Source organism: Mesorhizobium ciceri WSM4083, assembly GCF_000519305.1.
Lineage (GTDB): Bacteria > Pseudomonadota > Alphaproteobacteria > Rhizobiales > Rhizobiaceae > Mesorhizobium > Mesorhizobium ciceri_B.
Window position 1 is genome coordinate 1 of record NZ_JAFG01000003.1, and the last position, 12,113, is coordinate 12,113.

General features: G+C 61.7%; 15 protein-coding genes. 12 read left to right on the top strand and 3 right to left on the bottom strand.

Translation table 11 applies throughout. From position 1 onward, the window contains the following. Positions 1–648: corrinoid protein (locus MESCI2_RS0100005; RefSeq protein ID WP_027034738.1), on the top strand; the 648-nt coding region annotated here is incomplete at its 5' end. Positions 649–731: 83 nt separating this feature from the next. Here MESCI2_RS0100005 and MESCI2_RS01000000134015 read toward each other — a convergent pair. After that, a complete protein-coding gene (locus tag MESCI2_RS01000000134015) occupies positions 732–872 on the bottom strand; it encodes an entericidin A/B family lipoprotein (RefSeq protein ID WP_023812312.1) in 141 nt (46 codons plus the stop codon). A gap of 64 nt (positions 873–936) precedes the next feature. On the opposite strand from MESCI2_RS01000000134015, the gene MESCI2_RS0100015 reads away from it, so the two are divergent. The 10 genes from MESCI2_RS0100015 (at position 937) to MESCI2_RS0100060 (ending at position 10,060) form a co-directional block, all read left to right on the top strand. After that, positions 937–1,566, top strand: a complete 630-nt coding sequence (locus MESCI2_RS0100015) for a DUF1638 domain-containing protein (protein ID WP_027034739.1) — start codon at positions 937–939, stop codon at positions 1,564–1,566. Positions 1,567–1,681: 115 nt separating this feature from the next. Further along, positions 1,682–2,257, top strand: a complete 576-nt coding sequence (locus tag MESCI2_RS0100020; RefSeq protein WP_027034740.1) for a DUF4893 domain-containing protein — start codon at positions 1,682–1,684, stop codon at positions 2,255–2,257. A 95-nt stretch (positions 2,258–2,352) separates the two neighbouring features. After that, entirely contained in the window at positions 2,353–3,135 is a 783-nt protein-coding gene (locus MESCI2_RS0100025) for a formyl transferase (RefSeq protein WP_027034741.1), read from the top strand. Positions 3,136–3,339: 204 nt separating this feature from the next. Next, positions 3,340–3,642: a virulence factor gene (locus MESCI2_RS0100030; RefSeq protein WP_027034742.1), complete on the top strand. Its 303-nt coding sequence runs from the start codon at positions 3,340–3,342 to the stop codon at positions 3,640–3,642. Continuing rightward, positions 3,635–4,261: a methylenetetrahydrofolate reductase C-terminal domain-containing protein gene (locus MESCI2_RS0100035; protein ID WP_027034743.1), complete on the top strand. Its 627-nt coding sequence runs from the start codon at positions 3,635–3,637 to the stop codon at positions 4,259–4,261. Before MESCI2_RS0100030 ends, MESCI2_RS0100035 begins: the two co-directional genes overlap by 8 nt. Further along, positions 4,258–5,349, top strand: coding sequence for a methylenetetrahydrofolate reductase (locus MESCI2_RS0100040; protein WP_027034744.1), 1,092 nt, complete (start codon positions 4,258–4,260; stop codon positions 5,347–5,349). Before MESCI2_RS0100035 ends, MESCI2_RS0100040 begins: the two co-directional genes overlap by 4 nt. A gap of 81 nt (positions 5,350–5,430) precedes the next feature. Continuing rightward, on the top strand, positions 5,431–6,405 hold the full coding sequence (locus MESCI2_RS0100045) for a methyltetrahydrofolate cobalamin methyltransferase (RefSeq protein ID WP_027034745.1): 975 nt from the start codon (positions 5,431–5,433) through the stop codon (positions 6,403–6,405). Next, positions 6,356–8,506: an ASKHA domain-containing protein gene (locus MESCI2_RS0100050; protein WP_032900275.1), complete on the top strand. Its 2,151-nt coding sequence runs from the start codon at positions 6,356–6,358 to the stop codon at positions 8,504–8,506. The genes MESCI2_RS0100045 and MESCI2_RS0100050 overlap by 50 nt, the downstream gene beginning before the upstream one ends. Positions 8,507–8,694: 188 nt before the next feature. After that, the gene (locus MESCI2_RS0100055; RefSeq protein WP_027034747.1) at positions 8,695–8,880 is read left to right on the top strand and encodes a hypothetical protein; all 186 of its coding nucleotides are present in this window, start codon (positions 8,695–8,697) and stop codon (positions 8,878–8,880) included. Between the two features lie 232 nt (positions 8,881–9,112). Beyond that, the gene (locus MESCI2_RS0100060) at positions 9,113–10,060 is read left to right on the top strand and encodes an alpha/beta hydrolase (protein WP_027034748.1); all 948 of its coding nucleotides are present in this window, start codon (positions 9,113–9,115) and stop codon (positions 10,058–10,060) included. Between the two features lie 27 nt (positions 10,061–10,087). Here the strand turns inward: MESCI2_RS0100060 and MESCI2_RS0100065 are convergent, their stop codons facing one another. Continuing rightward, a complete protein-coding gene (locus MESCI2_RS0100065; protein ID WP_013531163.1) occupies positions 10,088–10,987 on the bottom strand; it encodes a LysR substrate-binding domain-containing protein in 900 nt (299 codons plus the stop codon). A gap of 221 nt (positions 10,988–11,208) precedes the next feature. Here MESCI2_RS0100065 and MESCI2_RS0100075 point away from each other — a divergent pair, with 221 nt between their 5' ends. Continuing rightward, entirely contained in the window at positions 11,209–11,394 is a 186-nt protein-coding gene (locus MESCI2_RS0100075; RefSeq protein ID WP_013531162.1) for a hypothetical protein, read from the top strand. Positions 11,395–11,691: 297 nt separating this feature from the next. On the opposite strand, the gene MESCI2_RS1000000138380 is transcribed toward MESCI2_RS0100075, so the two are convergent. Continuing rightward, on the bottom strand, positions 11,692–12,084 hold the full coding sequence (locus MESCI2_RS1000000138380) for a hypothetical protein (protein ID WP_197031498.1): 393 nt from the start codon (positions 12,082–12,084) through the stop codon (positions 11,692–11,694). Between the last annotated feature and the right edge of the window lie 29 nt (positions 12,085–12,113).

Sequence of the window (12,113 nt, forward strand, 5' to 3'; positions counted from 1 at the left end):
CAGCAGATGCACGACGATCTCTATGACGGGCTGAAGGAAGAGATCGAGGAAGGCACCAACATCCTGCTCGAGCGCGGCTGGGTGCCCTATAAAGTGCTGACGGAAGCGCTGGTCGAAGGCATGCGCATCGTCGGCGAGGATTTCCGCGACGGCATCCTGTTCGTTCCCGAAGTGCTGCTNTCGGCCAACGCGATGAAGGCCGGCATGTTCATCCTGCGCCCGCTGCTCGCCGCCACCGGCGCGCCCAAGCAGGGCAAGATGGTCATCGGCACCGTCAAGGGCGACATCCACGACATCGGCAAGAACCTCGTCGGCATGATGATGGAGGGCGCCGGCTTCGACGTCATCGACCTCGGCATCAACAATGCGGTCGAGAAATATCTCGATGCGATCGAACAGCACCAGCCCGACATCATCGGCATGTCGGCCCTGCTGACCACGACCATGCCCTATATGAAGGTCGTCATCGATACGATGAAGGAAAAGGGCATCCGCGACGATTACGTCGTGCTGGTCGGCGGCGCGCCGCTGAACGAGGAATTCGGCAAGGCCGTCGGCGCCGATGCCTATTGCCGCGACGCGGCAGTGGCGGTCGAGACCGCCAAGGACTACATGAAGCGCAAGCACAATGTGCGCGCTTCGGCCTGAGTGGCCAATTCAGAATGGACAATAGGAAGCCGCGCCTTGCAGCGCGGCTTTTTTGTTCCCAGATGAAGAAGTACGGGCGCGGATCAGGGGTTGTTGACGGTGTCCTCGACCGCATTGGCGGTTGATTTGACGTCCTTGCCGACGCCGCGGACGGTGTTCGCACAAGCTGTGAGGGCCAGGGCGCAGGTCAAGATGGCTATTGGCGTGATGCGTAGCAGTTTCATGGACGGTGTCTCCCTCAATAGATAAATTAGCGCTACAGCAACGAAGGCCGGCTCGACGGGTTCCATGGCCAAGACGCAAAAAACGAAACCGAATCAAGACGACAGGCTGCTCGTTATCGCCTGTGGGATGATTGCGCGCGAAATTCTGGCCGTCAAGGAACAGCTCGGACTGGACCACCTCGACCTGACCTGCCTGCCGGCGGAATTCCATTTCTATCCGGACCGCATCGCCCCGGCCATGGACAGGGCAATCGAAAAGGCCAAGGCCGAAGGCTACAGCAACATCTTCGTCGGCTATGCCGATTGCGGCACCGGCGGCCTGCTCGACAGGGTCTGCGAGAAGCATGGCGTCGAGCGCATGGTCGGCCCGCACTGCTTTGCCTTCTATCAAGGCATGGATGCCTACGCAAAAATCGCCGACGACGACATGATGTCGTTCTATATGACCGACTTCCTCTGCCGGCAGTTCGACGCTTTCTTCATGAAACCGCTGGGCCTCGACAAGCACCCGGAGTTGATCAAGGACTATTTCGGCAACTACGAGAAGCTGATCTATCTGGCCCAGACCAACGATCCGGAACTCGACAAGGTCGCCGAAAAGGCCGCCAAAATGCTTGGTCTCGTCTATGAACGCCGCGCAACCGGCTATGGCGACCTGACGGCCGGAATGGCGCAGGCGGCTGCACACGCCTGAAGCAATTCTTGACCCCGCTATGCTCTAACCCTGGGTGACAGGCCACCGAGAACGGGTAAGTTGTGCGCCACAAGGCAACAGGCCCTCCAGGCCATTCGAACGTGGAAACGCACCGATGACCCCTCGCCTCTTGATAGCCGCACTCGGTCTCCTCTGTTTCGCCCTGCCCGCTCATGCCGATGGCGAGATACAGAAACTCATCACCCCGGCCGACAAGAAGCGGCTCGACAATTATGGCGAGACGCGCAAGGCGGCGCTTGCCGAGGCGAAAGCTGGAGATGCGGCCGAGGTCAAGCAACTCGACGCCTTGCTGGCAAGACCGCTGGTGGCCTTTTCCGACAAGGACCTGACCGGCAGTTGGCGGTGCCGCACCATCAAGGCCGGCGGGTCTTTGCCGCTCGTCATCTATGGCTGGTTCAAGTGCACGGTGACCGACGACGGTTCCGGCTGGCGGCTGGAAAAGATCAGCGGCTCGCAGCGCACCAAGGGCCGCTTCTTCGACGACGGCGAGAAACGCGCGATCTATCTCGGCTCCTTCTATGTCAACGATGATCCGGCAAAGCCCTATGGCAGCGGCCCGCAAACCGACCAGGTCGGCTATGCCTTCCGCAACAGCGCCAAGGAATGGCGCATCGAATTTCCGGCGCCCTACTACGAATCGAAGCTCGATATCATCGAATTCAAGCGCTGACCGGGCATCGAAGATGCTGATCACCAAGGATTAACCCGGACGCCCTAGCATCCCAGCCATTGTCGAGAACGGGTTGCTTGGAGGGGGCAAGATCCATGGCAGCATCAGAATCCAGTACGCGTCCGATCGTGGTCGTCACCGGCGGCGGCCAGCATGTCTGGGCTATGATCAATGCAATCGCCGATCGCGTTGGTCCTGTCAGCGTCATCCTCGAAACCCCTGAATCCAAAAAGCAATTGCTGCGTGGCCGGGCTCGCCGCCAGGGCTGGATCTCCGCCATGGGCCAGCTTGGCACGATGGTGCTGAGCAGGTTGGGCAAGCGATTCCTGGCCGGCCACAGCGCGCGCTTGATTGCCGAGGAGAAGCTGGAGGTTGAGCCGCGACCAGGCCAGGAGATCATACAAGTAGCCTCCGCCAATGGGCTTGAGTGCCTGCAGGCGATCCAGAAGATCCGGCCAGGCGTTGTACTGCTCAACGGTTGCCGACTAATCTCGGCTGAGATGCTGAGCAAAATGCCCTGCCCGGTGCTCAACTACCATGCGGGCATCACGCCCAAATATCGGGGCATGAATGGCGGCTATTGGGCCCTGGTATCGGGCGATGCGCAGAATTTCGGCACGACTGTCCACCTCGTCGACGCTGGCGTCGACACTGGTGGCGTGCTGAAGCAGGCGCGCGGCAGATCGAAAAAAGGCGACACCATCTCAAGTCACGCGCTACGCCAGACGGCGTTCTCGCGCGACATCTGCGTCGAGGCGGTCAGCGATGCTCTGGCTGGAAAACTCACGACGATCGATCCCGGCCTGCCTTCGAAACTGTGGTATCACCCGACGATCTGGTTCTACCTCTGGACGGGCCTCAGAACCGGCATCTGGTAGCGCGTTTTTCGTCCCGGGCGGCATGCTGCGCGCCGGCGTTTCCGACGCGTCGAACCGGGCGCTGGCACACGCCGCAAACGAATAAACCCACCTTTCATTTTACGACATCGAAATGCGTCGCTTTTGAATGCGCGCGCGTCGTCCCATAACAAGCGGCCCCACTGCGCTTGCGGCAATGCTCGATAGTTCGAGGAGTGAGAATTCATGGCCGATCTGATCGTCGTCTACTGGCGCGATATCCCCGCCCAGATCATCGTCAAGAAGGGCCGGCAGAACGCCAAGCGCGAACTGCCGCTGCGCTTCACCGAGGCGATCGACATGTGCGCCATGCGCACCGGCGCCGGCGGCACAGACGACTATCTGGCCGAATGGCGCAAAGCCGATCCCATTCCGGTCGGCGACGACCTCGAAGCCGAAGTCGAGAAGGCATTCAACGACATCGATACAAAATACGACCGTGAGCGGCTGGTCGCGCTGGTCAAGGCGGGCGGCAAAGAAAATGTCTGAAACCATTCCTGCCAAGGAGGGGCCGGCTGTTACCCAGGCAACTCTGGTCAAGAAGGCGGCGCCGAAATCCGACTACAAGCCGGCCGACGTGTCGCCGCAGCGGCGCGTACAGCGTTCCTTCGCGGTCAGATTATGGTCTGTGCGGCACTCGCGATTACTCGAATGGTTCTACGCCAAATTCGCCGACATGTTCCTGCTCCTCCATCCCTTGTGGAAGGGCATAGGCTACGGCCGCGTCGAAGGGCCGATCAAATTCGTCGAGAAGCGCGTCAAGGGTTTCATGTTCGACTGCCGCATGTGCGGCCAGTGCATCTTGTCCTCGACCGGCATGTCGTGCCCGATGAACTGCCCCAAGCAGCTGCGCAACGGCCCCTGCGGCGGCGTGCGCGCCAACGGCAATTGCGAGGTCGAGCCCGATATGCCTTGCGTCTGGGTCAAGGCCTGGGAAGGCTCGCAGAACATGGTGCACAGCGACAGGATCCTGACCGTGCAGAAGCCGGTCGACCAGTCGCTGCGCGAAACCTCGGCCTGGCTGCGGGTGACCGCGCAGGCGGCCACCGCGCGCGAAGCCGCCGCTGCCGCCAAGAATGGGGCGGCAAACACCGGGGCGTCGGCATGATCGGACGTCAGCGCGACGAGAACCCCGCCGGCATCGATCTGCCGCTCGAACCCCTGCCCGGCCACACCTCGCGCGGCCGGCTGGAGCGCGTGCTTCGGCGCGGCGAGTTCGCGGTGACGACGGAGCTCAACCCACCCGACAGCGCCGATCCCGAGGACGTCTACAACCGCGCGAAGATTTTCGACGGCTGGGTCGACGCCATCAACGCCGTCGACGCTTCGGGCGCCAATTGCCACATGTCCTCGGTCGGGATTTGTGCGCTTTTGACCCGCATGGGCTATGCGCCGATCATGCAGATCGCCTGCCGCGACAAGAACCGCATCGCCATCCAGGGCGACGTGCTGGGTGGTGCCGCGATGGGCGTCGCCAACATGCTGTGCCTCACCGGCGACGGCGTGCAGGCCGGCGACCAGCCCGGGGCCAAGCCGGTGTTCGACCTCGACTGCATGTCGCTCCTGGAAACCTGCCGCATCATGCGCGACAATGGCAAGTTCCTGTCCGGCCGCAAGCTGACGACGCCGCCGCAGCTTTTCCTCGGAGCTGCGATCAATCCGTTCGCGCCGCCGATCGACTTCCGTCCGCACCGGCTGGGCAAGAAGATCGCCTCCGGCGCGCAATTCGTACAGAGCCAGTATTGCTTCGACGTGCCGATGTTCCGCACCTACATGCAGAAGGTGCGCGACCTCGGCTACACCGAAAAATGCTTCATCTTGGTTGGCGTCGGCCCGCTCGCCTCGGCCAAGACGGCCAAGTGGATCCGCTCCAACGTGCCGGGCATCCATATTCCCGATTCTGTCATCAAGCGGCTGGAAGGCGCCCAGGACCAGAAAAAGGAAGGCAAGCAGCTCTGCATCGACATCATCAACGAGGTGAAGGAAGTATCAGGCGTTTCCGGCGTCCATGTGATGGCCTACCGGCAGGAGGAATATGTCGCCGAGATCGTCGATGAATCGGGCGTGCTGAAGGGCCGCCAGCCATGGAAACGTGAGATCCGCCGCGACGATCAGCTTGTCGCCGACCGGCTCGACAGCATCTTGCACGACGACATTACCGAAACGCAGGTGGACATGGTGAAGACCGCGCATTGACAGCGCGGACGGCCACCCATTCGCTTGAACGAAACCAGACAACGATATAAAGAAATCTTTATATCACGGCGGAGAGAATTCATGACCCGTACCATCGTCGCCTCGGCGACACGAGAAATCATCATCGGCTTCGACCAGCCGTTCTGCGTGATCGGTGAACGCATCAACCCGACCGGCCGCAAGAAGCTGGCCGCCGAGATGATCGCGGGCAATTTCGAGACCGTCATCAGGGACGCATTGGAGCAGGCAGCCTGCGGCGCCACCATGCTCGACGTCAACGCCGGCGTCACCTCGGTCAATCCGAACGAGACAGAACCGGGCCTTCTGGTGCAGACGCTGGAGATCGTGCAAGGGCTGGTCGACCTGCCGCTGTCGATCGACAGTTCCGTCACCGCCGCGATCGAAGCCGCACTCAAGGTTGCCAAGGGCCGCCCGCTGGTCAACTCCGTCACCGGCGAGGAAGAAAAGCTCGAAGCCATCCTGCCGCTGGTCAAGAAGTACAACGTGCCTGTCGTCGCCATCTCCAACGACGAGACCGGCATTTCCATGGATCCGGACGTGCGCTTCGCCGTCGCCAAGAAGATCGTGCAGCGCTGCGCCGATTTCGGCATTCCGGCGCATGACGTCGTCGTCGATCCGCTGGTGATGCCGATCGGCGCGCTGGGCGATGCCGGCCGCCAGGTGTTCGCGCTGCTGCGCCGCCTGCGCGAAGAGCTCAAGGTCAACACCACATGCGGCTTGTCCAACATCTCCTTCGGCCTGCCGCACCGCCACGGCATCAACGCCGCCTTCATCCCGATGGTGATCGGCGCCGGCATGACCTCGGCCATCATGAACCCGGTGCGTCCGCAGGAGATGGAAGCCGTGCGCGGCGCCAATGTGCTGAACGGCACCGACGAGAACTGCACCAACTGGATCCGCACCTACAAGGACTACAAGCCGGCCGAAGGCGGCCAGGCGATCGCCGCCCCGACGCAGGTCAACGCGCCGGGTGATGGTGCTAGCAATGGAGGTCGCCGCCGTGGCGGCCGTGAAGCCCGGATGGGCCGAGGATAAGCGCGCAATCGTGAATTCACCTGCAAACATCACCGACCCGCTCGTGCTGTTCATGCCGTCGGGCAAGCGCGGGCGGTTTCCTGTCGGAACGCCGGTGCTCGATGCCGCGCGCCAGCTTGGCGTCTATGTCGAAAGCGTATGCGGCGGACGCGCCACCTGCGGACGCTGCCAGATCGAAGTGCAGGAAGGCAATTTCGCCAAGCACAAGATCACCTCCTCCAACGACCACATCACGCCCAAGGGCGCCAAGGAAGAGCGCTATGAGCGCGTCCGCGGCCTGCCCGAACGGCGCCGCCTCTCCTGCTCGGCGCAGATCCTCGGCGACCTCGTCATCGACGTGCCGCAGGACACGGTCATCAACGCGCAGACAATCCGCAAGGATGCCGACACCAGGGTCATCGCCCGCGATTCAGCGATCCGCATGTGCTATGTCGAGATCGAAGAACCCGACATGCACAAGCCGCTTGGCGACCTCGACCGGCTGAAGATCGCGCTGATGCACGATTGGGGCCTGAAAAGCCTCGATTTCGATTTTCATCTGCTGCCGCAGGTGCAAGGCATCCTGCGCAAGGGCAACTGGACCGCGACCGCCGCCATCTACAAGGATGCCGACTCAGAGACCGCGCGCGTCGTGGCGCTGTGGCCCGGCCTTAAGAACGAAGCCTATGGGCTGGCTTGCGACATCGGCTCGACCACCATTGCCATGCATCTGGTGTCGCTGCTGTCGGGCCGCGTCGCCGCCTCGTCGGGCACCTCGAACCCGCAGATCCGCTTCGGCGAGGACCTGATGAGCCGCGTCTCCTATGTGATGATGAACCCCGATGGCCGCGAAGGCATGACGGTCGCCGTGCGCGAGGCGATCTCGGGTCTCGTCGACAAGGTCTGCGCCGAAGGCAACGTCCAGCGCAACGACATCCTGGACAGCGTCTTCGTCGGCAATCCGATCATGCATCATCTGTTCCTCGGCATCGATCCGACCGAGCTTGGCGGCGCGCCCTTTGCGCTGGCTGTCTCAGGTGCGGTGCATATCAAGGCATCCGACATCGGCCTGAAGCTCAACCAGGGCGCCAGGCTCTACATGCTGCCTTGCATCGCCGGCCATGTCGGAGCGGACGCGGCGGCCGTCACGCTGTCGGAAGGCCCGCATCGCCAGGACGAGATGATGCTCATCGTCGATGTCGGCACCAATGCCGAGATCGTGCTCGGCAATCGTGCGCGGGTCGTGGCCGCTTCTTCGCCCACCGGCCCTGCCTTCGAGGGTGCCGAAATCTCAGGCGGCCAGCGCGCAGCACCGGGCGCCATCGAGCGCGTGCGCATCGATCCCGATACGCTTGAACCAAAATACCGCGTCATCGGCTCTGAGCTGTGGTCCGACGAGCCGGGCTTCCTGGAGAGCGTGCAGGCGACCGGCGTCACCGGCATATGCGGCTCCGGCATCATCGAAGTGGTGGCGGAGATGTATCTCGCCGGCATCATTTCCGAGGACGGCGTCATCGACGGCGGACTTTCGGCCCGCTCCCCGCGCGTCACCGCCAACGGCCGCACCTTCTCCTATGTGCTGAAGGAAGGCTCCGCCGCATTGACGGAAGATGGGCCGAAGATCACCATCACCCAGACCGACGTGCGCGCCATCCAGCTTGCCAAGGCAGCGCTTTATGCCGGCACCAAGCTGTTGATGGAAAAGCAGAACACCGAGCATGTCGACCGCATCCATTTCGCCGGCGCCTTCGGCTCCTTCATTGATCCGAAATACGCCATGGTGCTGGGTCTGATCCCGGATTGCGATCTCGACAAGGTTTCGGCAGTCGGCAACGCTGCCGGTGCCGGCGCGCGCATGGCGCTGCTCAATCGCGGCTACCGCCGCGAGATCGAGGACACGGTCAGCAAGATCGAGAAGATCGAGACGGCGCTGGAACCGAAATTCCAGGAGCATTTCGTCTACGCCATGGCGCTGCCCAACAAGGTCGATCCGTTCCCGAAACTGTCGGCGGCGGTGAAACTGCCGCCGCGCAAGACGGTCAGCGAGGACGGCCTTGCCGGCGACGCCACCCCGCGCCGGCGTTCGCGCGAAGGCCACGCCGCCAGGCGCGGACGGGAGTAAGCGGGCCGCGCCCAGGCCACCGCCTTTCCAAACTCATTTGCATGCAAATGTTTCCGGATCGCTTGATCCGGAAACCAAAGCGCTGTTTTCGTGAAATTCGCCAGATACATGGCAGGCGCATTCAACCGGCATCGAACGGCAGGCAGGAAATATCTTTCAGCCGCCGCAACGCTCCAGAGGAGACGACGATGTCGATGCTCGAAAGCCTCGGCCGCTATGGCGCGGCCATCAAGAATGCTCACGACCGCAGCAAGGCGCGGCGCCTGTTGAACAGCCTGCCGCCCGAAATCCAGAAGGACATCGGCTGGCCGGTATCGCCGCGATCCAGCGAAAAGGCAGCACTCATCAATACCATCTGGAGCGCCGCGCGCTGATGACCTTCGCCGACAAATGCAAATTGCTCGGCCTGCGCCGGGGATATCGCATGTACCCAGCGACGACCAGCAACCGGCTGCGTGCCGCACTTTTACCGCGTCGCTGAGCACTGCGGCGCGGATCACACCGCCGTGTAGACGCGGGCGTGAATCTTGACATTTTCAGCCACGGCACGATCTTTCGATTTAGGGGGTTCTCTTAGTCGGCTTTGGCCGAAGTTCGTGTATCCGCATGCCAAGTTTGAAAAGCCATGTCGTGTCTTTTGTTCTGCGGCACAGCCGTAAGCAGGCATTTGCCAGTCCGGAAAATCTGCAGCGCTGGATCGCGGCCGCGCGCAGGACGGAGAACCACCAACCCCCTGCCTCGCTGCACCAGCGTCTCGACATCCAGACACACACCGTAGATGGCTTTCCGGTCTACGAAATCGCCCCAAGGACCGGCGAGCAGAAGCGGATTCTCTACTTGCACGGCGGCGCCTATGTCTTTGAGATCACGCCCTATCATTGGCACTTGATCGCCGAGATGGCGGATCGGCTGGGCTACGGCATCACTGTCCCGATCTATCCAATCGCCCCCGAACACGATTTCCACGCCATGTTCGGCATGGTTGGCGACGTGTACCGGCAGATGCTCGACGAGACAGAGGCTGAGGACATTGTGTTCATGGGTGATTCCGCCGGCGGCAACATGGCCGTGGTGCTGACCATGATGGCCGCCGAAGAAGGACTGCCCCTGCCGTCGCGGCATGTGCTCATTTCGCCGGGCCTCGACGTGTCGCTCACCAATCCCGCAGTGTTCGAGGCGGAACGCAACGACCCTTGGCTGGGCATAGCTGGCGGACGAGAGGCAATTCGTCTGTACAGTGCCGGCATCGATCCCAGCGACTGGCATATCAGCCCGGTCTATGGAGATCTGTCAGTGCTGCCAAGAACACTGCTTTTGACCGGCTCGCGTGATCTGTTGACTCCCGACAATCTGATCTTCGCCGAAAAAGCCCGCGCAGCCGGCGTTGAAATCGATCTTGTCTATGAGGAAGGCATGTTCCACGTCTGGCCGCTGATCGACATGCCGGAAGCCCGACGCGCCCGCGAGCGCATCGTCGCGTTTCTGGGAGAGAGCCGGATCGTGCAAGATACGAGAATAAGGCCTGAAGAGCGCCCCGCCGAAGCGGCGGAGTAGCTCTATACTATCGTCCTTACCAGCCGCTCAGAACTTGCCGGTTTCCCGGAACACTTCGAAGGTCGCGCGGATGTGGTCGGCGACCGCCTTGACCGGCGCGCTGGCATCCGGCGCCACCACCATCGCCAGATTGTAGGTGCCGATATCGGGCATGCCGTCCTTCGGGCAGAGCTCGACCATGTCGTTGCCGAGGAACGACTTCGGCAGCGGCGCCACGGCGAGATCGGACATGATCGCGGCGCGCTGGCCGGCCGTGTGCGCGCTCATATAGGCGATGCGGTAGTTCCGGCCCTCGCGGCCAAGCGCATCGAGCGCTCCGGCCCGCCAGGCGCAACCCTCTTCCCATAGCGATACCGGCAAGGGCTCGCGCAGATGCGCGCAGCCGCCCTTGGCACCGGCCCAGACGATCGGCTCGGTCAGCAGCACCTCGGCGCCGAGCGCGCTGGTCTTGTAGGAATTGGTCAACAGCGTGATGTCGAGCGCCCGGTCGTCCATGCGCCGGCGCAGATTGCTGCTCTGGTCTATGGTGACGTCGACGGCGATCGACGGATGCGACTGCGCGAAACGCTTCAGCACATGCGGCAGCACGCGCTCACCGTAATCGTCCGGCGAGCCAAGCCGCACCACACCGACAATCTCGGGAATGATGAACTTCGACACCACCTCGCGGTTGATGGACAGCAGCCGGCGGGCATAGCCGAGCAGCATCTCGCCATCCGTCGTCAGCGACACTGAGCGAGCGTCGCGCGCGAACACCGAGCGGCCGAGAATGTCCTCGAGCTTCTTGATCTGCATGGAAACGGCTGACGGCGTGCGGAACACGGCATTGGCGGCGGTGGTGAAGCTGCCAGTCTCGGCAATCGCCACGAAAGTGCGCAAAACATCGAGATCGAGCAGCGGCAGCGGATGATTGAGCGGGGCGTTCATGGCAACCGACCTTCAATTTTTCTGATACAAATCATCATTCCATTTCGTTTGATTGAACATCAGATTGGGAGGATAGTCAACTCCATCGAAGCAGGCTGCTGCCACAAGCAGCCATGAAACGACCTCGGCACAGACCTGCATTCGACACGAAATGAAGTTGAAACAAACCCGACGTAACCAACTCGCGGTCTGGCACCAGCCAGCCACCAAAGGAGAATGAAATGTCTATCCTGTCGTCCCTTGGTCGCATCGCGACCGAATTCAGCGCGGCCCGCGCCCGCTACCAGACCGAACGCGCCATCCGCTCCCTGCCGATCGAACTGCAGAAGGATATCGGCTGGCCAGAGGCTTCCGACACCAAGACCGGTACCCGCAATGGCATCGGATCCTGGGCTGGAGCAAAGTAGATCGTGTGTACCATGTGCTGAAGGCCTGCCGCGCAGCCCGCTCGGCAGGCCTTCTCTGTTTCATTTGTATTCAAATGAGTTTTTGGAGCCATGTCGCCGGCGCATGACGCATATGAGAAAGCCGCATAGCAGCTCCTGATTCCAATTAATGCCTTGTAAATAATCGTAAATTTTGGGCACCTTGCCCAAATCTGTCGCACTCGATGTCGCATTTCATATCAAGCGCTTCGCTTTTGCGATTTAGTTTCTGCTTACACAAGCCTATATCAGCGTCAGCAAACGAGCTGCCCCACTCCATCAAGCGAAGGCGACCCGTCTGAGCAACAAATGGAGATGATTATGAAGCTTTTTGCACGCCTCTTTGCCCGCCGCGAAATGAACCTGACCACCGCTCTTGAGCGTCAGCGTCTTGCCAACACCATGCCCGGCCAGACCGGCGCCATGAATGCGGCGCGCCTCGGCTTCGTCGCCTGAAGATTTTAGGCGGCAGCGCATCCCTGCCGCTGCTTTAAAACTGTAACGCCGCCGGGCTCCAGCCAAGGCGGCGTTTTTGTTCTGCGCGCAGCCGTACGTTACTCGTCCCTTGAACAGTTGGTGCCACTTCCAGGGCGCGCTGCACGCCGATTGCCCATTTGCGACCCATGTCGCAAATTTAATCTTGTCGTAGCGGCGTAGCCGATTGACAGACATGGTTTTTCCTGATGTCGCTATGCTATTCG